The 18,870-nt window shown below is 71.4% G+C and carries 19 protein-coding genes and 1 tRNA gene; 11 read left to right on the top strand and 9 right to left on the bottom strand.

Annotated elements, in window-relative coordinates; all coding sequences use genetic code 11:
- Window position 1 precedes the first annotated feature (1 nt).
- The 3 genes from J2X46_RS01630 to J2X46_RS01620 all read right to left on the bottom strand — a co-directional run bounded on the left by J2X46_RS01630 (window position 2) and on the right by J2X46_RS01620 (window position 3,481).
- Window positions 2-862: an ABC transporter permease gene (locus J2X46_RS01630; protein ID WP_310246083.1), complete on the bottom strand. Its 861-nt coding sequence runs from the start codon at window positions 860-862 to the stop codon at window positions 2-4.
- The gene (locus J2X46_RS01625) at window positions 859-1,812 is read right to left on the bottom strand and encodes an ABC transporter permease (protein ID WP_310246081.1); all 954 of its coding nucleotides are present in this window, start codon (window positions 1,810-1,812) and stop codon (window positions 859-861) included. Before J2X46_RS01625 ends, J2X46_RS01630 begins: the two co-directional genes overlap by 4 nt.
- 82 nt (window positions 1,813-1,894) lie before the next feature.
- Window positions 1,895-3,481, bottom strand: coding sequence for an ABC transporter substrate-binding protein (locus J2X46_RS01620; RefSeq protein WP_310246076.1), 1,587 nt, complete (start codon window positions 3,479-3,481; stop codon window positions 1,895-1,897).
- A gap of 101 nt (window positions 3,482-3,582) precedes the next feature.
- Between J2X46_RS01620 and J2X46_RS01615 the strand changes: the two genes are divergently transcribed.
- Entirely contained in the window at window positions 3,583-4,404 is an 822-nt protein-coding gene (locus J2X46_RS01615) for an IclR family transcriptional regulator (RefSeq protein WP_310246073.1), read from the top strand.
- 3 nt (window positions 4,405-4,407) lie between these two features.
- Window positions 4,408-6,729 carry a sulfatase-like hydrolase/transferase gene (locus J2X46_RS01610; RefSeq protein WP_310246071.1) on the top strand — a complete coding sequence of 774 codons (2,322 nt, stop codon included), beginning with the start codon at window positions 4,408-4,410 and terminating at the stop codon, window positions 6,727-6,729.
- 8 nt (window positions 6,730-6,737) lie between these two features.
- Here J2X46_RS01610 and J2X46_RS01605 read toward each other — a convergent pair whose 3' ends face one another.
- From J2X46_RS01605 to J2X46_RS01595, 3 genes are all read right to left on the bottom strand, one after another.
- Entirely contained in the window at window positions 6,738-7,007 is a 270-nt protein-coding gene (locus J2X46_RS01605; RefSeq protein WP_310246070.1) for a DUF202 domain-containing protein, read from the bottom strand.
- Entirely contained in the window at window positions 7,004-7,372 is a 369-nt protein-coding gene (locus J2X46_RS01600) for a DUF202 domain-containing protein (RefSeq protein WP_310246067.1), read from the bottom strand. Before J2X46_RS01600 ends, J2X46_RS01605 begins: the two co-directional genes overlap by 4 nt.
- Window positions 7,373-7,683: 311 nt before the next feature.
- Window positions 7,684-7,842: a DUF5679 domain-containing protein gene (locus tag J2X46_RS01595; protein WP_090969683.1), complete on the bottom strand. Its 159-nt coding sequence runs from the start codon at window positions 7,840-7,842 to the stop codon at window positions 7,684-7,686.
- Between the two features lie 192 nt (window positions 7,843-8,034).
- Between J2X46_RS01595 and J2X46_RS01590 the strand changes: the two genes are divergently transcribed.
- The 3 genes from J2X46_RS01590 (at window position 8,035) to J2X46_RS01580 (ending at window position 10,795) form a co-directional block, all read left to right on the top strand.
- Window positions 8,035-8,853 carry an enoyl-CoA hydratase/isomerase family protein gene (locus J2X46_RS01590; RefSeq protein ID WP_310246057.1) on the top strand — a complete coding sequence of 273 codons (819 nt, stop codon included), beginning with the start codon at window positions 8,035-8,037 and terminating at the stop codon, window positions 8,851-8,853.
- Between the two features lie 252 nt (window positions 8,854-9,105).
- Entirely contained in the window at window positions 9,106-10,194 is a 1,089-nt protein-coding gene (locus J2X46_RS01585) for a PHP domain-containing protein (protein ID WP_310246054.1), read from the top strand.
- A 58-nt stretch (window positions 10,195-10,252) separates the two neighbouring features.
- Window positions 10,253-10,795: a M48 family metallopeptidase gene (locus J2X46_RS01580; RefSeq protein ID WP_310246052.1), complete on the top strand. Its 543-nt coding sequence runs from the start codon at window positions 10,253-10,255 to the stop codon at window positions 10,793-10,795.
- A 1-nt stretch (window position 10,796) separates the two neighbouring features.
- Here the strand turns inward: J2X46_RS01580 and J2X46_RS01575 are convergent, their stop codons facing one another.
- Window positions 10,797-11,345, bottom strand: a complete 549-nt coding sequence (locus tag J2X46_RS01575) for an NUDIX domain-containing protein (protein WP_310246051.1) — start codon at window positions 11,343-11,345, stop codon at window positions 10,797-10,799.
- Window positions 11,342-12,673, bottom strand: a complete 1,332-nt coding sequence (locus J2X46_RS01570; RefSeq protein WP_310246049.1) for a zinc-dependent metalloprotease — start codon at window positions 12,671-12,673, stop codon at window positions 11,342-11,344. Before J2X46_RS01570 ends, J2X46_RS01575 begins: the two co-directional genes overlap by 4 nt.
- 62 nt (window positions 12,674-12,735) lie before the next feature.
- Between J2X46_RS01570 and J2X46_RS01565 the strand changes: the two genes are divergently transcribed.
- The 6 genes from J2X46_RS01565 (at window position 12,736) to J2X46_RS01540 (ending at window position 18,173) form a co-directional block, all read left to right on the top strand.
- Window positions 12,736-13,173, top strand: coding sequence for a molybdenum cofactor biosynthesis protein MoaE (locus J2X46_RS01565; RefSeq protein ID WP_310246046.1), 438 nt, complete (start codon window positions 12,736-12,738; stop codon window positions 13,171-13,173).
- 42 nt (window positions 13,174-13,215) lie between these two features.
- Window positions 13,216-13,452, top strand: a complete 237-nt coding sequence (locus J2X46_RS01560) for a hypothetical protein (protein WP_310246044.1) — start codon at window positions 13,216-13,218, stop codon at window positions 13,450-13,452.
- Window positions 13,453-13,479: 27 nt separating this feature from the next.
- Window positions 13,480-14,532: a S16 family serine protease gene (locus J2X46_RS01555; RefSeq protein ID WP_310246042.1), complete on the top strand. Its 1,053-nt coding sequence runs from the start codon at window positions 13,480-13,482 to the stop codon at window positions 14,530-14,532.
- Complete coding sequence (locus J2X46_RS01550) at window positions 14,529-15,104, top strand: PPA1309 family protein (protein ID WP_310246039.1); 576 nt, start codon at window positions 14,529-14,531, stop codon at window positions 15,102-15,104. The genes J2X46_RS01555 and J2X46_RS01550 overlap by 4 nt, the downstream gene beginning before the upstream one ends.
- Before the next feature lie 12 nt (window positions 15,105-15,116).
- Complete coding sequence (locus J2X46_RS01545; protein WP_310246036.1) at window positions 15,117-18,050, top strand: UPF0182 family protein; 2,934 nt, start codon at window positions 15,117-15,119, stop codon at window positions 18,048-18,050.
- 49 nt (window positions 18,051-18,099) lie between these two features.
- Window positions 18,100-18,173: transfer RNA gene (locus J2X46_RS01540), tRNA-Met, on the top strand.
- Window positions 18,174-18,269: 96 nt separating this feature from the next.
- Here the strand turns inward: J2X46_RS01540 and J2X46_RS01535 are convergent.
- Window positions 18,270-18,824: a PadR family transcriptional regulator gene (locus tag J2X46_RS01535; protein WP_310246034.1), complete on the bottom strand. Its 555-nt coding sequence runs from the start codon at window positions 18,822-18,824 to the stop codon at window positions 18,270-18,272.
- Window positions 18,825-18,870 lie beyond the last annotated feature (46 nt).

The following is an 18,870-nucleotide window of genomic DNA, read 5'->3' as shown; positions in this document are numbered from 1 at the left end:
GTCACTCGCCCTTCTGGCTGGCCTGGGCCAACCCGTCGGCCATCAGGTTGGTGGCGATGGTGAAGATCGCGATGACGAGCACCGGGGCGAGCACCGCCCACGGCTGGGTCTGGAGGCCGAGCCGGTTCTCGTTCATCATCTGGCCCCAGTTGGCCGCACCCGGGTCGGCGGCGAAGCCGAGGAAGCCGAGGGCCGCCACGATGCCGATGGAGTACGTCAACCGCAGGCCGGCCTCGGCGAGCAGGGGACCGGTCATGTTCGGCAGCACCTCGGCGACGATGACGCGCGAGCGCTTCTCGCCCAGCGCCTCGGCGGCCACCACGAAGTCACGCGTGACGATGCCGAGCGCGACGCCGCGTGCGACCCGGGCCACGCGCGGGGCGTGCCCAGCGGCGACGAGCACGATGATCACCCAGGCCGACGGGTTGCGCAGTGCGGTCAGGACCACCAGCGACAGCAGGATCTGTGGGAAGGCGAGGAGCACGTCGTTGAGACGCATGATGATCTCGTCCCACCAGCCGCCGGTGTAGGCGGCGACGACGCCGATCAGCACGCCGACCACCATGCCGAGCACGGTGGCCAGCACGGAGATGGTCAGCACCTCCTGGCCGCCGTGCATCACGCGGCTCAGGACGTCCTGGCCGATGTAGTCGGTGCCGAAGACCCCGTCCTTGGAGTAGGGCGGTCCGGCGGTCTCCTTCTCGCCGTAGGGCGAGAAGAACGGCGCGAGGATCGCGAACGCCACGACCAGGATCGTGCCTGCGAGGCCGAAGACGAAGCGCTTCTGGCGCAGCGCCCGGCGGAAGAAGCTGGCGGGTGCGGGGGCAGCCGTTGCTGCCGCGCCGGTGGATGCGTGGCTCATGAGGAGATCGCCGTCCTCGCTCGCGGGGTCAGGAGGATGGACAGCACGTCGGCGACGAGGTTCACCACGATGTAGACGCCGGCGATGATCATGCTGAGCGCCTGCACCATCGCGACGTCGTGGTTGCGGACCGAGTCGACGAGCTGGCGGCCGACGCCGGGGTACTGGAAGAGGGTCTCGACCAGCACGACACCGCCCGCGAGCCAGGCCAGCTGCAGCGAGACGACCTGGATGCCGGGCACGATCGCGTTGAGCAGGGCGTGCTTGCGCATCACCACCGGCTCCGGGATGCCCTTGAGCCGGGCGAGCTCGACGTAGTCGCTGTCGAGGACCTCGAGCAGGGTGGCGCGCACGATGCGTGAGACGTAGGGCGTCACCGCGATCACCAGGGTGGCGATCGGCAGCACCATGCTCTTCGGCTCGTCCCAGGGGGAACCGCCCGGGGCGACGAGCGTGACGGCCGGGAAGATCTTGAACACCGACGTCGCGAACAGCGACACCAGCAGGATGCCGGTGACGAACTCCGGCACGCCGGCCAGCGCGAGCAGGATCGTCTGGATGACGGTGTCCGGGCGCCGGCGGCGGAAGTGCGAGGAGATCATCGCGATGCCGAAGGCGAGCGGGATCATCACCAGCGCCGACAGGAGCACCAGCACCAGGGAGTTGACCACGCTGCTGGAGATCTGGCCCCAGACCGGCTGCTGGTTGGCCAGCGACGTACCGAAGTCGCCGGTGAGCAGGCCGCCGAGCCAGTCGAAGTAGCGGCTGATGATCGAGTCGCCGACGCCGAGCTGGGCCTCGAGCTGCTCGCGCCGGGCGACGTTGGTGCCGTAGTCGCGACCGAGGATCGCGCGCACCGGGTCGCCCAGCGCCGCCGTGGCCAGGAAGACCACGATCGAGACGAGCCAGAGGGTGAGCAGGGCCAGGCCGAGGCGGCGGGCGAGCCACACGGCCCACGCCGCCCCTCCGGAACGGCCTCGAGGAGGAGCGACCTCCTCGAGCGGATCAGGGAGAGTCGCTTCCTGTGTCATGTCAGACCGACACCTTGCGGAAGCAGTAGTTGCCGAGCGGGAGGTACTTGCTCGGCTCCAGGCCCTGCACCGTCGAGCCGTAGGCGTCCACCTGCTGGCGGAAGCCCCAGATGATGTAGCCGCCCTCGTCGTACTCGATCTCCTGCGCGTCGTGCAGGAGCGTGGCCCGCTTGGTCTCGTCGACCTCCTTGGCCGCGGCGTTGACGAGGTCGCGGTGGTCGGCGTTGTCCCAGTGGGTCTCGTTGTAGGTGCCGCCCTGGTTGGGCGGGAACGTGCCGACGACGGCCTGCGGGATATAGTTGCGGGTGTTCCAGAAGTCCTGGGCGAACGTGTAGGACAGGTAGTCGTCGTCGTAGAACGGCGTCTTCTTGGTGACCTTCACCTCGACCCCCGCGGCCTTGGCCTGCTCGGCGAACAGGTTGGCGGCAGGTACGGCGACCGACCCGATGTCGTCCCCGGTGAAGAGCTCGACCTGCAGCCCGTCGGCGCCGGCCTGGGACAGCAGCGACTTGGCCTGGTCGATGTCCTGCTCACGCTGGGGCAGGTCGCTCGCGTAGGCGACGTCGAGCGGGGCGTACATGTCGTTGCCGAGCGAGCCGTAGCCGCTCAGCGTCTGGTCGATCATCGCCTGGCGGTCGACGATCAGGCGCATCGCCTGGCGCACCTTGACGTCGTTGAACGGCGCCTGGTCCACGCGCATCGTGAACGGCACCCACTGGCCGCCCTCGGCGGTGAGCACGCCTGCGCCCGCACCCTTGATCGTGTCGACCAGGTTGTAGGGCAGGTTGTCCAGCGTCTGGATCTGGCCGGCCTGCAGCGCGTTGACCTTCGCGTTGTCGTCGGCGAAGTCCTGGATGACCAGCTCGTCGAGGAAGGCGGCCTCGCCCCAGTAGTCGGCGTACTTGGTGAAGGTGCTGGTCTTGCCGGCCTCGAACGACTTGTAGGCGAACGCCGCGGTGCCGACGGGGTTGGCCGGGTCGAACTCGCCGCCCGGGATGATGCCGAGCGTGTACTCCGCCAGGAGCGAGTCGAGGATCGCGTAGGGGGTGCTCAGCACGATCTTCAGCGTGGTGTCGTCGACGACCTTCGAGGACTCGAAGTCGATGATCTGCGAGAGCTGGCCGCCCGCGGACAGCGGCGCCTTGGGGTCGGCGACGCGGCGGATGCTGAGCCAGGCGTCCTCGGCCGTGACGGGCGCACCGTTGTGGAAGGTCGCACCGGCGCGCATCTTGACCGTCCACGTGATGGCGTCCTTGGACGGCTCCACGGACTCGGCCAGGGCCGGCTGCAGCTCGTAGTTGTTGTCCCAGATGAGCAAGGGCTCGTAGAGGTTGAGGCAGCGCGCGATGTCGGCCGCGGTCACCGGCTGGTGCGGGTCGAGCGTGTCCTTCGCACCGCCGCCGGTGGCGCCGTGGATCAGCTGACCGCCCGAGCTCTGCGGCCCGCCGCCCCCGCCGCCCCCGCCACCGTCGCCGCCACCGCAGGCAGCGAGGAAGCTGCTGCCGCCGAGCGCCGCCGCGGAGACTCCGGAGTACCGGAGCACCTGACGTCGAGAGATCTTCCAGTTGCCTGCTTGGTTCTGGTTCACTTCGTGAGCCCCCTGTTGCGCAATGCGAACGGCGGTAGTGGTAGACGCAACATAGGCCGCTCGCAAGGAGGGGTCAATGAACTTGAGGGAAAAGAGAAGGGATGTCCCAGGAGGACCGGACCGGTGGTTCCAACCGGGTGCAGTCGATCGAGCGGGCTGCCGCTCTCCTGCGCGCCGTGGCCGCCTCGACCGGTCCGGACGGCACCGCCGCCGCCCTCGCGGAGGCCGTCGGGCTCAACCGGACGACCACCTGGCGCATCCTGGCGACCCTCGAGCAGCAGCGTCTCGTCACGCGTGACGACGCGACCGGGATCTACTCCCTCGGGTTCGGGCTCATCGACCTCGCCGGCCAGGCCGGGGGCGCCGCGCTCGCGCGTGCGGCACAGGTGGTTCTCCAGGGCCTGGCCGCGAGCGTGGGGGAGACAGCGGCGCTCGCCGTGGTGCGCAACGGCACGCTGACCTACGTGGCGGAGGCGACGGGCGGGGCGGTGGTCAGCGCGGGGTGGCGCGACCGGGCCGTCTCGATGCACGCCACGTCGACGGGCAAGGTGCTCCTCGCCTGGTCCGAGCCCGAGCTGGTGCGCACCCTGCTGCGCCTGCCGCACGGCGACGACCTGCCGCGCCACACCGACGCGACCATCACCTCCCTCGCCGCGCTCGAGGAGGAGCTGGTCCGCACCCGCAGTCGCGGGTACGCCGTGTGCCGCGGCGAGTTCGAGACAACGGCCTGGGGCGTCTCGGCCCCGGTGCTCGACGTGTCGGGCCGCCCGGTGGCGGTGGTCAGCGTGTGGGGACCGGGGGACCGGCTCACCGAGGAGCGCTTCGAGCCGCTCGGCCGCCTCACCGTCGCGGCCGCGGAGCAGATCGCAGGGCGCAGCACCGCTGCGGATGACCGGAAGACCACGACACGCGAGGAGCACTGACCGTTGAACGCCGACAACCCGCGCACCGACCCCGACCGGAGCCGACTTCCCCTGGACGTCGACACCACGGCCCGGCCGATCCGCCCCGTCGAGGCACCGCCCCGGTCGCCCAACGTCGTGGTCGTGCTGGTGGACGACATGGGGTTCGGGGCCTCGTCGCCGTACGGCGGTCCGTGCGAGATGCCGACCGCCCAGCGGCTGGCCGACGAGGGACTGCGCTACAGCCGCTTCCACGTGACGTCGCTGTGCTCGCCCACCCGGCAGGCCCTGATGACCGGTCGCAACCACCACTCCGTGGGCATGGGTGTCACCTCGGAGATGTCGACCCCGGAGCCGGGCTACCACGGCTACCGTCCCGCGAGCGCCGCCACGATCGCGCAGATCCTCAGCGGCAACGGCTACTGCACGGCCGCCATCGGCAAGTGGCACCAGACCCCGCCGGTGGAGGTCAGCCCGTCGGGCCCGTTCCCGCGCTGGCCGATGGGGGAGGGCTTCGACTTCTTCTACGGCTTCATGGGCGCGGAGATGAACCACTGGTACCCCCAGCTCTACCAGGGCCGGTACGCCGTCGAGCCTGACAAGCTGCCCGAGGACGGCTACCACCTCTCCGAGGACCTCGTGGAGAAGGCGATCTCCTGGATCGAGAACCAGCAGGCGATCACGCCGGACCGGCCGTTCTTCACCTACGTCGCCTTCGGTGCCACGCACGCGCCGTTCCACGTGGCGCCGGAGTGGCGTGACAAGTACGCCGGCAGGTTCGACGCCGGCTGGGACGCGCAGCGCGAGGAGACGCTGGCGCGGCAGAAGGAGCTCGGCATCGTCCCCGAGTCGACCGACCTGGCGCCCTGGGCCACCGGCGTACCGCGCTGGGAGGAGCTCGACGAGACCGAGAAGCGGGTGGCCGCGCGGTTCATGGAGACCTACGCCGGCTTCGCCGAGCACACCGACGCGCAGGTCGGGCGGCTGGTCGAGGCGCTCGAGGACATGGGCGTGCTCGACGACACCCTCATCATCTACATGCTGGGCGACAACGGCGCGTCCGGTGAGGGTGGCCCGCGCGGCACGTTCCGCGAGCACCTCGTCGGGCACGGCATCCAGGACGAGACCGCCGACATGGCGGCCCGCCTCGACACGCTCGGCGACCCCACGACGTACGCCATCTACCCCGTCGGCTGGGCGCTGGCGATGAACACGCCCTACCCGTGGACCAAGCAGCTCGCGCACCTCGGCGGCACCCGCGACGGGATGATCGTGCGCTGGGGCAACGGCATCGAGGCGCGCGGCGAGATCCGGCACCAGTGGCACCACGTGATCGACGTGCTGCCGACGATCCTCGAGGCGGCCGGCGTCCCGGCCCCCGCGGTCTACGGCGGCGTCGACCAGCAGCCCATCGAGGGCACCAGCCTGGCGTACTCCTTCGACGACGCTGACGCGCCCGAGCGCCGCAGCACCCAGTACTTCGAGATGATCGGCAACCGCGGCATCTTCCACGAGGGCTGGACCGCCGTCACCCAGCACAGCATCCCGTGGGAGATGGTGGGCGACGACAAGCCGCCCTTCGACGAGGACGTGTGGGAGCTCTACGACCACACCAGCGGCGACTGGAGCCAGGCGCACGACGTCGCGTCGAAGCACCCCGACAAGCTGCGCGAGCTCCAGGAGCTCTTCATGCAGGAGGCCGCGCGCTACCACGTGCTGCCGCTCGACGACCGGGTCACCGAGCGCGAGAACCCCGACGTCGCCGGTCGTCTCGACCTGCACCTGGGCCGCTCGTCGCTGTCGTTCGGCCCGCGCGTCGGCCGGTTGACGGAGGAGGCCGCGCCCAACGTGAAGAACCGCTCGCACGTCATCACCGCCGACCTCGAGGTCGTCACCGGCGCGAGCGGCGTGGTCGCGGCGCAGGGCGGTCGCTTCGGCGGCTGGTCGCTCTACCTCGTCAACGGCGTGCCGCACTACGCCTACAACTTCGTGGGCCGCGACCTCACGGTGGTGCGTGGCGGCAAGCCGATGCTCCCGGGGCGGCACGACCTGGTCGTCCGGTTCGACTACGACGGCGGGCCGGTCGGCAGCGGCGCAGACGTGCGGCTCGAGGTCGACGGCGTCGCGGTCGGCAGCGGCCGGATCCCCACCACGACGGCGTACTACTTCTCCTTCGACGAGACCTTCAACGTCGGCGTGGACCGCGGCACCCCCGTGGTCGACGACTACCTCCCGGTGCGCAACGCGTTCGAGGGGCTGATCCACCGCGTGCGCTTCGACCTCGACGAGGTCGCCGACCCCGGCACGGACGAGGGACGCGAGCAGGCGGTGATGGTGCACCAGTGAGGGCTCGTTCAGCCGAGGATGCCGCGCACGGCGAGCGCCCCGAGCAGGACGACACCCGCGACCAGCGCCAGCCCGGTGGCGCCGACCCAGCGCACCCGGCCGAGCCACACGAACCCGAGGACGGCGCCGAGGCCGCCCAGGAGGACGAGCAGCGCCGGCCGGCCCGTGCCGACCACGGCGAGGTGCGCGACCAGGAGGCCCGTCGCGACCAGCGAGAGCGCCGTACGACGCCACGCGAGGAGCGTGCGCTCGTACTGGTCCTCGAGGTCGCTCGTCACAGCACCAGCACGACCAGCAGGGCAGCCACGACGACCAGGGCCAGCGAGAACCACGCCAGCGCTGCCGTGCCGGGGAGCGGACGACCCTGCCGCATGGCGCGCTCGGCCCCGGCCCAGCGCAGCCACGAGGCCGCGGCCCCGAGCAGGCCGAGGACGACGAGCACGACCGCGAGCGCGGTCTGCAGGCCACGCGGGCCGTCGAGGTCGACCGCATCGAGCGCCACGCCGCCGGCAAGGAGCGCCAGGGACGTGCGGACCCAGGCCAGGAAGGTGCGCTCGTTGGCCAGGCTGAAGCGCTGGTCGGGCGCGGCGCCGCCCCGGTAGACCCAGGACGGCCAGCCCTCGCGCTGCGGGTGTTCGCTCACGAGGCGACTGTAGGGCGGTGACCCCGAAATGCAGAGCGGCGGGGGGGGGCGGGGGGGGGGGGGGGGGGGGGGGGGGCGGCGGGGGGGGGGGGGGGGGGTTGGGGGGGGGGGGGGGGGGGTGGGGGGCGGACCGGCACCCCCCACCGGGCCACCAGCGGGGCGGCGAGGCGCCGCCCGGGTCCCCCCCGGCGGCCCCCCCCGCGCGGGGGGGGTTTGCGCCCCCGGGGCGCGTGTGGGGGGGGCCCCCCGAAAGGCCGCGCGGCGGCCACCCCGGGTGGTGCCCCCGCCGCTGTCAGCTCAAGGGGTGGGTGTCACGCCTTGCCGAGGATGCGGTTCAGGTTGGTACCGCAGACCGGGCACACGCCCTTGGCCATCTTGGTGCCCTTGTCGTTGACCTTGATCTCGCCCTCCGCCTCGCGCTTCTCCTTGCACTTGACGCAGTAGAACTCACCGCTCCAGGTCTCCGCCATGACGGCCTCCTTGCTTGTTTCTCTTTGGTCGTCGCGACGGGGTTGCTCGTGGGGGAAGCCCGCCGGGGAGCAGGGCGGTCGCCCGTGCTCCGTCGACGACCCTACGCCACGCGTGGCCCACGCTCACGCACCACACGCGCTGAGCGTGAAACCGGGTGATTTCACGCTCAGCGCCCTCAGTACCCTCAGGCCATGTCCGAGAGCCCTTCTGACCTCCTTCCCGACCTCACCCACCTGCGCCTCGAGCGCCCCTCCGAGGGGGTCGCGCTGCTGACCCTCGACAACCCCGGCATGCGCAACGCGATGAGCGACGAGATGACCTCGTCGTGGGTCGCGGCGATCGACGCGCTGGCCGCCGACCGGTCCGTACGGGCCGTCGTGGTCACCGGCGAGGGCAGCGCCTTCTGCTCCGGTGGCAACACCTCGTGGATCGCCAGCGAGCCCGACGCGAGCGTCGACCACCTGCGCGCGCGGATGATGCCGTTCTACCGCGCCTGGCTCTCGATCCGCCGGCTCGAGGTGCCGACCATCGCGGCGGTCAACGGGCACGCCATCGGCGCCGGGCTGTGCCTCGCCCTCGCCTGCGACATCCGCTACGCCGCCTCGGGCGCCAAGCTCGGCCTGCCCTTCAACAAGCTCGGCATGCACGCCGGCATGGCCGGGACCTACCTGCTGCCCAACGTCGTCGGACCCGCCCACGCCCGCGACCTGCTGCTCACCGGCCGCGTGGTGGAGGCCGACGAGGCGCTGCGCCTCGGCCTGGTCTCGCGCGTGGTCGACGGTGACGGCTTCCTCGACGACGTGCTGGCCACGGCCGCGGAGGTCGCGGCCACCGCGCCGATCGCGGCCCGCCTGACCAAGATCGCGCTCGCCGACGGCGGGCACGCCGACTTCGAGTCGGCGCTGCAGTGGGAGGCGCTCGCCCAGCCGATGACGCTGGCGACCGCCGACCTCCAGGAGGGCATCGCCGCCGCGAAGGAGAAGCGGGCGCCCGACTTCCAGGGCCGCTGAGGCCCCGGAGACGAAGAAGGGGCCCCGCAGCCGTCGACGCCTGCCTTCCCCTGCTGACGTCGAGGAGCCGTGGGGCCCTTCTGGGCGCAACGCTAGGAGGACCGCGCCCGCACGGTCAACGGGTCGACGTCCACCCCTGTGGACAGGCCTGTGGAGAGGATGTGCACGGCGGTCGCGGGGTGGTGGAGGGCCCGTCCGGCTGTGGGGAGGGCCCTGTGGGCGACACGCCCGGCTCGTCGCCGTACTGTGCGGGTGACCAGCGGGTACGGCTGCGACGGGGCTGTGGAGGAGAAGAAGTTGGCCGACGACGGCGAGATCGAGCGGGGTCCGGTGGCCACGTTGCGCCGGATCGCGTTCCTGATGGAGCGCCAGCGCGAGGAGAGCCGCCGGATCGAGGCCTTCCGCAACGCCGCGCGCACGATCCTGCCGCTGCCCGAGGAGGAGGTACGCCGCCGCGCGGAGGAGGGCACGCTCACCGAGCTCACCGGCATCGGGCCGAGCACCGCCGCGGTGATCACCGACGCCTGCAACGGCGTCGTCCCCGAGCGACTGGTCAAGCTGGAGAAGACCGCCGGCCCGCTCGCGACGGGCGGCGAGGAGCTCCGCGCGCGGCTGCGCGGCGACCTGCACTCGCACTCCGACTGGTCCGACGGCGGCTCGCCGCTGGAGGAGATGGCGATGACCGCCATGGAGCTCGGCCACGACTACCTCGTGCTCACCGACCACAGCCCGCGGCTCCGGGTGGCCAACGGGCTGAGCGCCGAGCGCCTCACCCGGCAGCTCGGCGTCGTCGACGCGGTGAACGAGCACCTGGAGGGGAGCTTCACCCTGCTCAAGGGGATCGAGGTCGACATCCTCGACGACGGCGCGCTCGACCAGACGCCGGACATGCTCGGACGGCTCGACGTCCGCGTCGCGTCGGTGCACTCCAAGCTCACGATGGACGCCGCGCCGATGACGCGGCGGATGATCGGCGCGGTCCGCAACCCGCACACCAACGTGCTGGGCCACTGCACCGGGCGCCTCGTCACCGGCAACCGCGGCGTGCGCGGCCAGAGCCAGTTCGACGCGAAGGCGGTCTTCACGGCGTGCGCGGAGGAGGGCGTGGCGGTGGAGATCAACTCGCGGCCCGAGCGGCGCGACCCGCCGACGAAGCTGCTGGAGCTCGCGATCGACCTCGGCTGCCTGTTCTCGATCGATTCCGACGCCCACGCACCGGGCCAGCTCGACATGCTCGACTACGGCGCCGCGCGCGCGACGGAGGCGGGCATCGACCCCGACCGGATCGTCAACACGTGGGAGCGCGACCGGCTCCTGGCCTGGGCCGCGGCCCGGCTCTGAGCACACCCGCCAGCGCGTACGACGACCCGGCGTGGGTGGCGACGGCTAGGTTCGAGCCATGAGCCAGTCGACCGGGGCGGTGCCCGAGGTGGAGGTCCGCCGCTCGCGGCGGCGCCGCCGCACGGTCTCGGCCTACCGTGACGGCGACCGCATCGTGGTGCTGATCCCGGCCACGATGAGCAAGCGCGACGAGGCGACGTGGGTGGCCGACATGGTCGCCCGGATCCAGCGCCAGGAGAAGCGCAAGGTCCGCTCCGACAACGACCTCGTGCTGCGTGCGAGCAAGCTCAACGACCTCTACCTCGGCGGCATGGCGGTGCCCACGTCGGTGCGCTGGGTGACCAACCAGAACGCCCGCTGGGGGTCGTGCACGCCGGGGGACCGCACGATCCGGCTCAGCGACCGGCTCCAGCAGATGCCCCCGTGGGTCGTCGACTACGTCCTCGTGCACGAGCTCGCCCACCTGCTCGAGGCCGGGCACACGCCGGAGTTCTGGGCGTGGGTCGACCGCTATCCGAGGGCCGAGAAGGCCAAGGGCTACCTCGAGGGCTACTCCGCGGCCGCCCGCCTCGAGCCGCCACCCGGCGGCGAGGACGACTGACTCAGCCCCGCACCCGCGCCACGGCGGCGTCGATGAGGGCGTACATGTCGTCGAAGGTCTCAGGCAGCGCGTCGACCGGCCACCACCGGACGTCGATCGACTCGTCGCTGGCCGCGTGGCTGGCATCCGGGTCGGCGACGGCCAGGAAGCGGACGTCGAGGTGCTGCACCGTGCCGCGGTCGGAGCAGAAGTCGACCGCGTGCGCATCGAGGCACAGCGGGTCGTGGTCGAGCTCGAACTCGGTCAGCCCGGACTCCTCCAGCAGCTCGCGCCGCGCGCCCGCCGAGAGCGAGTGGTCCTCCGGCTCGAGGTGACCGCCGAAGGCCAGCCAGGCGTCGGCCTTGCGGTGGTGGTTGAGCAGCACCCGGTCCCCGTCGGGGGACACCACGATGGCGCCGGCCGTGAGGTGCTCGGGGAAGCACGACTTGGCCAGGCCGTCCTCGTGCGCGGCGAGGTGGCTGAGGAACCGGGCGCGGTGCTCGGCCTGCGCCGGCGACGGCGCTGGCCAGATCGTGAGGGTGGCGACGGCGCTGGCGTGCAGGCCGCTCACTCGGTGGGCCGCGTGTCGTCGCCGCCGTCGAGCAGGTCGCGCAGCCCGGCGTCGAACTCCTCCTCCGACAGCTCGCCCACCGCGTCGGACCCCTCGCGGAAGCCCAGCGGGTCGTCGAGGTCGGCGGCGGTCGGCAGCAGGTGCGGCGACATCCACACGCCGTCGCGGGCCTCGGTGCCCTGGCGGGTGCGCAGCGCGCCCCACAGCGTGGAGGCGTCGCGCAGTCGGCGGGGTCGCAGCTCGAGGCCGACGAGGGTGGCGAAGGTCTGCTCGGCCGGCCCGCCCGCGGCACGCCGGCGGCGCACGGTCTCCTGGAGCTTGGCGGCTGCCGGCATCCGCTCGGCCGTGGCCTGGCTGACGACCTCGTCGACCCAGCCCTCGACCAGCGCGAGGGTGACCTCGAGCTTCTCGAGCGCGGCCTTCTGGGCAGCGGACGGCTCGGGGTCGAAGAGACCGCCGGCCAGCGCGTCCTGCATCGCGGCAGGGTTGGTCATGTCGATGTCGCGGAGCTTGGCCTCCATGCCGGAGGTGTCGAAGTCCATGCCCGCGCCGTACTCGGCGACCGCGCTGATCAGGTGGTCGCGCAGCCACGGGACGCCGGCGAAGAGCCGCTGGTGGGCGGCCTCGCGCAGCGCGAGGTAGAGGAGCACGTCGTCGGTGGTCACGTCGGGCAGCTCGGCGGCGAAGGCCTCGACGTTGGTCGGCAGCAGGGCCGCCTTGCCGATGGGGCCGAGCGGCAGGCCGATGTCGGAGGCGCTGAGCACGTCGCCGGCGAGCGCGCCGAGGCCGCTGCCGACCTGCGAGGCGACCATCGCGCCGCTGGCCTTGCCGAGCATCGCCATCAGCGGGCCCGCGAGCTGGCGCATCTCCTCGGGCATGGCCTGCCCGAGGGCGGCGGTGGCGGAGCCGGCGATCGGCTCGACGAGCACCTTCCAGACGTCGATGGTCTCCACGATCCACTCCGCGCGCGACCAGGCCGCGGTGGTGGACACGCCGGTGGGGAACTCGGTCGTGGTGTCGAGCCAGTGGTCGGCGAGGCGTACGGCGTCGGCGACCGCGCCGGACTGGGCGGCGCTCACGGTCGGGTCGGGCTCCTGCGCGGCAGCCTTGCGGGCGAGGTCGAGCACGGTGTCCCAGTTGACGGGGCCGTCGTGCGGGGCGAACAGCGACTGCATCTGCGCCATCAGCTGGTTGAGGTCGGGCATGCCGCCACCCGCGCCGAAACCGCCCATCTGCGAGAAGATCTGCTCGAAGGGCGTGCCCTTGAAGGGGTTGTTGTCGTCGGGGTCCTGGCCGGATGGTCCGGGGCCGCCGGGGGTGTCACTCATGGGTCCCACGGTACTCACCGGGCCCAGACGCGGCACCGGCGTGCGGGCCTACACTCGGCCGCGTGAGCGACCCCCAGCACGATGCCGTGCGTCTCGTGGCCATCCGCGACACCCCCCTCGACGTGGCCGAGGTCGTCGACGCGCTGGGCGACGAGGGCGCGGGCGGGCTGACCCTCTTCATCGGCCAGGTGCGCGACCACGACGGCGGCAAGGGCGTCACGGCGCTCGACTACTCGGCGCACCCCACGGCGCTCGCGCGCCTGGAGGACGTGTGCCGTCGCGTGGCCGAGGAGCACGACGTGCGCGGGGTGGCGGCGGTGCACCGGGTCGGCCCGCTGCAGATCGGCGACCTCGCCGTGGTCGTCGCCACCACGGCCGCCCACCGCGGCGATGCCTTCGCGGCCTCGCGGGCACTGATCGACACCCTCAAGGCCGAGGTGCCGATCTGGAAGCACCAGGTCTTCGACGACTCGACCGAGGAGTGGGTCGGCACGCCGTAGGGCTTCCCGGCCCCCGGCCCGGCGCGCACCTAGGCTCGGCGCGTGGAGATCCTGCTCTGGCTCGTGCCCGCCGCCGTGGTGACGGTCGTGGCCATGCTCTGGGTGGGCTGGGTCAGCCGCGACGGCCGTGGTGAGGTCGACCGCGACGTCGCCGTCGAGCGGCTCGGCAAGGCCCTCGCCAAGGAGCTCCCGGCCGGCACGCGTCGTACGGCTGCACCGGCGCGCGACCGCAGCACCGGCATCGCCGTGCGGCCCAGCCACGGGTCCGGCGCAGGCTAGTTGCGGTCGTTTGAGAGAGTTGCGCCCATGAGTCAGCGGACCAGGGCGGGGCTGATCGCGCTGTGCCTGCTGGCCGTGCTGTGGGGGACCGCCGCCTTCGTGCCGCTGCCCTACGTCACCTACTACCCCGGGCCGACCGTCGACATCCTCGCCGAGGCCGACGGCGCCGAGCGGGTCTCGGTCACCGGGCACCAGGCCTACTACGACGACGGCCAGCTGCGGATGACCACGGTCTACGTCAGCCAGCCCGAGGACGACGTGACCCTGCCCGAGCTGCTGCGGGCCTACTTCGACCCTGACGCGGCGGTGTGGCCGCGCTCGTCGATCTACGCCCCCGACGAGACCGACGAGTCCAGCGACCAGCAGTCCGCCGTCGCGATGGTCTCCTCCCAGGACACCGCCGTCGCCGCGGCGCTGACCGAGCTCGGCGAGAAGGTCGACCCGGTTGTCGAGGTCCAGGGCGTCACGCCGTCGCTCCCCGCCGACGGCAAGCTCAAGGTCCGCGACGTCATCCTCGAGGTCGGTGGCACGAAGATCACCCAGGGCCAGGACGTCATCGACGCGGTCGACGCCGCCGACGTCGGCGAGCCGCTCGCGTTCGTCGTACGACGTGACGGGAAGAAGGTCACCGTCGAGGTCACCCCGCGCGAGGTCGACGGCGACAAGCGCATCGGCATCACCCCGGGCGTGGGCTACGACTTCCCGTTCCAGGTCAGCGTCAACATCTCCGAGAACATCGGCGGCCCGAGCGCCGGCCTGATGATGTCGCTGGCCATCTTCGACACCCTGACGCCCGGCTCGATGACCGGCGGCGCCGAGATCGCCGGCACCGGCACGATCACGCCGTCCGGCGACGTGGGCCCGATCGGCGGCATCCAGCAGAAGATCGCCGCCGCGCGCGACGCCGGCGCCGAGCTCTTCTTCGTGCCGGCCGACAACTGCGACACGATCGGCGGCGTCGACCCCGGCGACATGCGCCTGGCGAAGGCGACGACGATGCACAAGGCAGTCCAGACGCTCGCCGACTGGACCGCCGACCACGACACCGAGCTCCCGACCTGCGAGGACACAGCGTCATGACGACCGACGACCCGGCCGAGGCCCAGGCGCTCCCCGAGGACCCCGCGCTCGCCGCGGCGGTGCTGGAGATCGAGGCGCACGTCGCCGCCGAGGGATGGGACCGGCCGGCGCGGCTCTACGCGCTCGTCGACACCGCCGAGCTGGTGGCGCAGGAGCCCGCTCTGGCCGCGGCCATGGCGATCGACGGTCCCGGCGACGACGGGTCGTTCACCCCGATCGAGCAGGAGGGGCTGCCGCCCGGGCAGGCGCTGGAGGAGGCCCTGCACTCGATCGCGTGGCCCGACAGCGTCGCCGGTTGCGCCGCGGTCATCGAGCGGCTGGTCCTCCCGCCGGGCGTCGACGACGAGATCCCCGACGACCCGACGTCCGCCGAGCTCTTCGCCCGCGAGCACCCCGACCGCCAGGAGGTCCGGATGGTCGCGGGCGTGACCCGCGCCGGGGCGTCGTACTGCGCCTTGCGGCTGCGGGCCCACGACGACGAGCAGTCGGTGGTCAACGGCACCGAGCTGGTGCCCGGCCTCCTCGAGCTCCTCCACGCGACGCTGCACGACACCCCCACCGAGAACGTCTGAGCAGGGACCGGCATGAGCACTCCGTTCGACAACCCCCGACCGACCCCGCCGCGCCCGGCGTCGACCTCACGGCGGCCCGGCGCGCTCGTGATCACCGCGATCGTGCTGATCGTCGGCTTCATGCTGCTCAGCGGCTTCGCGTCCTTCTGGACCGAGCGGCTGTGGTTCCGGTCCGTGGGCTACAGCGAGGTCTTCACCACGCTCCTGCTGACCCGGATCGGGCTGTTCCTGGTCTTTGCCGGGCTGATGGCCGCCACGGTGGCCGTGACGATGGCGATGGCCTACCGCTTCCGCCCGGTGCTGTGGCCGGGCATGCCCGGCATGCCCGACGACGGCATGGACCGCTACCGCGAGCTCCTCGCGCCCCGCATGGGCTGGGTGATCGGTGGCGCGTCGGTGGTGATGGCGCTCTTCGCCGGCGCCTCGGCGACCGGGCAGTGGCGCAACTACTCGATGTGGCGGCACAGCCAGACCTTCGGCACCCACGACCCGTACTTCAAGAAGGACGTGGGGTTCTACGTCTTCGACCTGCCGTTCTGGCACTACGTGGTCGACTTCATGATGGCGCTCGCGGTGGTCGGCCTGCTCGCCTCGATCCTCGTCAACTACATCTTCGGCGGCATCCGGATCTCGGCCCGGCCGGGGGAGCGGCTCACCAGCGCCGCCCAGATCCAGGTGTCGGCGCTGCTGGCGATGTTCGTGCTCGCCAAGGCCGTCGACTACTGGCTCGACCGCTTCGACCTCGTGACCAACTCCGGCTCGATCTTCACCGGCATGGGCTACACCGACGACAAGGCCGTGCTGCCGGCGAAGGAGATCCTGGCCGGCATCGCGATCGTGTGCGCGGTGCTGTTCCTGGCCAACATCTGGCGCCGCACGTGGCTGCTGCCGTCGGTGGGCGTCGCGCTGTTCGCGCTGTCGGCCATCATCCTCGGCCTCATCGTGCCGACGCTGGTCCAGGCGATCCGGGTCAACCCCAACGTGCCGGACCGCGAGGGCCCGTACATCAAGGAGAACATCGACGCGACGCGCCAGGCGTACGCCCTCGACCAGGTCGACGTCGGCACGGTCAACGGCACGCCGATCACCGGCGGCGGTCGTGTCGACACCCTCGACGGGATGACCTCGAGCGTGCCGCTGGTCGACCCGAAGGTCGTCAGCGACGTCTTCGAGCAGCAGCAGCAGGTGCGCGCGTACTACTCGGTGAGCGACGTGCTCGACGTCGACCGCTACGAGATCGACGGCAACGACCGCGCGCTCGTGCTCGGCGTGCGCGAGCTCGACCAGAACGGCATCGCCGAGGGCGACCGTAACTGGTCGAACCTCCACACGGTCTACACGCACGGCAACGGCGTCATCGCGGCGTACGCCAACCAGCGCCCGGAGGACGACTCCAGCCAGTCGCTCAGCATCCAGTGGGCCGAGGGCCAGGAGGCCAACGAGGACGCCCTGACGCGGCTGTTCCCCGACGGCTACGAGACCCGCGTCTACTTCGGCGAGAAGAGCCCGTCCTACAGCATCGTGGGCAAGACCAGCGGCGGCAACGACGTCGAGCTCGACCTCCCGCAGGGCGCGCGCAGCGAGTCCAACCAGGAGACGACGTACACCGGCTCGGGCGGTGTCCCGGTCGGCGGGCTGTTCCGCAAGCTGCTCTACGCCGTGAAGTTCAGCGAGCCCAACTTCCTGCTCTCCAGCCGGGTCAACGCGAACTCCAAGGTCCTCTACGACCGCAACCCGCGCACCATGGTCGAGAAGGTCGCGCCGTGGCTCACGGTGGACTCCGACCCCTATCCGGTGCTCGTCGACGGCAAGATCCAGTGGGTGCTCGACGGCTACACCGTCACCGACAAGTTCCCGCTGGCGCAGCGCGAGTCGCTGGAGACGATGACCGACGACTCGCTCCAGCAGAACAACGGCTTCCAGACGCTGCCGACCGACGAGATCAACTACATGCGCAACTCGGTGAAGGCCACCGTCGACGCGTACGACGGCACCGTCACGCTCTACGCGTGGGAGGACACCGACCCGATCCTCAAGGCGTGGGACGAGGTCTTCCCCGGCCTGATCAAGTCGCGCGACGAGATCCCCGACGAGCTCGTGTCGCACCTGCGCTACCCGGAGGACCTCTTCAAGGCCCAGCGCTACCAGTTCCAGCGCTACCACGAGACCTCCGCCGCCGACTGGTTCGAGGGCTCGACCCGGTGGGAGGTCCCGAAGGACCCGCAGGCCGCCAGCCGCCTGCAGCCGCCGTACCGCCTGTTCTCGGAGGCGCAGGCCGACGGCGACCCGGTGTGGTCGCTCACCTCGGTCTACGTGCCGCGCGAGAAGGACAACCTCGCGGCGTTCATGAGCGTCAACAGCGACGCCACGAGCGACGACTACGGGAAGATCTCCGTCCTCGAGCTGCCCGACACCCGCACCGACGGCCCGCGCCTGATCGCCGCCGCGCTGAGCACCGACGAGGAGGTGCGCCAGGAGCTGCTGAGCTTCACCCAGGGTGACGCGAAGCCGATCTTCGGCAACCTGCTGACGCTGCCGATCGGCGACTCGTTCATGTACGTCCAACCGCTCTACACGCGGCGCGACGACGAGTCGGCGTACCCGATCCTGCGGTTCGTGCTGGTCTCCTACCAGGGCCGCGTCGGCATCGGCGAGACGCTCCGCGACGCCATCGAGGACTCCCTCGACGGCGTGGTCAGCACCCCGACCGAGACGCCGACGCCGTCGGAGACGCCCACCACGTCGCCTTCGGAGTCGCCGAGCGAGACCCCGAGCACGCCGGCGCCCGGCGGCACGCAGGCCCAGATCCGGCAGCTGCTGGTGCAGGCCGAGGCCAAGTTCACCGAGGCCGACGCGGCGCAGAAGGCCGGCAACACGGTCAAGTGGGCCCGTCTTATGGAGGAGGGCCGCGCGCTCATCGAGGAGGCCGTCCGCCTGGCCGGCTGACCCCGATTTGGGTTCGCGTGGACCGCCCCTGTACTGTTCTGTTCACCGACGCGGGGTGGAGCAGCTCGGTAGCTCGCTGGGCTCATAACCCAGAGGTCGCAGGTTCAAATCCTGCCCCCGCTACAAATCCGGAAGGCCCTCACAGTCTGACTGTGAGGGCCTTTCGCATGATCACGGCCACGCCGACCCATCTGGGCGTCGCCCAGGAGCGCCGCTCCCTCATTCGCCCGACGAACTGCACGTCCGCTCCCGTTCGTAGTCCTCCCAGAACCGCAGGGCCGCACGTTCGATCTCGAGCCCGAGGCGCAGTGGCACCATCCGGCCCGCGACGTCCTCTCGACCAGCGAAGCGCTCCTGCATGCCCTCGTAGGTCGCGATCCTCTCGCGGTGCTGGTCGATCTGCGCACTCGCGAGAGCGAGCAGGTCGTCCGGCTCGGCGAACTCGCCGAAGAACAGCTTCATCTCCGCGACGTCGCGCACCTGCATCTGCTCGTTGGTCGGCTCGGCCAGCCAGCTCCTGAGCTCCTTCATGCCCACCTCGGTGACGCTGTAGGTCTGCCGTCGACGACCGTCCGGTTCGGTCGCGACGCTCAGCAGCCCCAGTTCGACGAGCCGCTTGGGCTCCGAGTACAGCTGCGCATGCGGAAACGGCCAGAAATAGCCAACCGAGTGACCGATCGCGCGCTTGAGGTCGTAGGAGGTCGTGGCGCCGCGCATCGCCACCATTCCGAGCACCACGTACGAGGTCGGTGTCAGCTTGGTGGCCATTGACATGGTCCGAAGCGTACCGTACGGTCGCCTTAATGGTCCGTTTCATACG

This window comes from Nocardioides sp. BE266, assembly GCF_031457855.1.
Classification (GTDB): Bacteria; Actinomycetota; Actinomycetes; order Propionibacteriales; family Nocardioidaceae; genus Nocardioides.
The sequence above is the reverse complement of the archived record's forward strand: the minus strand, read 5'-3'. Positions and strand labels throughout refer to the sequence as shown.

Coding starts and splice junctions, on each gene's coding strand:
- J2X46_RS01630 (WP_310246083.1), bottom strand. CDS start 862: ATGAGCCACGCATCCACCGGCGCGGCAGCAACGGCTGCCCCCGCACCC.
- J2X46_RS01615 (WP_310246073.1), top strand. CDS start 3,583: ATGTCCCAGGAGGACCGGACCGGTGGTTCCAACCGGGTGCAGTCGATC.
- J2X46_RS01595 (WP_090969683.1), bottom strand. CDS start 7,842: ATGGCGGAGACCTGGAGCGGTGAGTTCTACTGCGTCAAGTGCAAGGAG.
- J2X46_RS01590 (WP_310246057.1), top strand. CDS start 8,035: ATGTCCGAGAGCCCTTCTGACCTCCTTCCCGACCTCACCCACCTGCGC.
- J2X46_RS01580 (WP_310246052.1), top strand. CDS start 10,253: ATGAGCCAGTCGACCGGGGCGGTGCCCGAGGTGGAGGTCCGCCGCTCG.
- J2X46_RS01570 (WP_310246049.1), bottom strand. CDS start 12,673: ATGAGTGACACCCCCGGCGGCCCCGGACCATCCGGCCAGGACCCCGAC.
- J2X46_RS01555 (WP_310246042.1), top strand. CDS start 13,480: ATGAGTCAGCGGACCAGGGCGGGGCTGATCGCGCTGTGCCTGCTGGCC.
- J2X46_RS01550 (WP_310246039.1), top strand. CDS start 14,529: ATGACGACCGACGACCCGGCCGAGGCCCAGGCGCTCCCCGAGGACCCC.
- J2X46_RS01545 (WP_310246036.1), top strand. CDS start 15,117: ATGAGCACTCCGTTCGACAACCCCCGACCGACCCCGCCGCGCCCGGCG.
- J2X46_RS01535 (WP_310246034.1), bottom strand. CDS start 18,824: ATGTCAATGGCCACCAAGCTGACACCGACCTCGTACGTGGTGCTCGGA.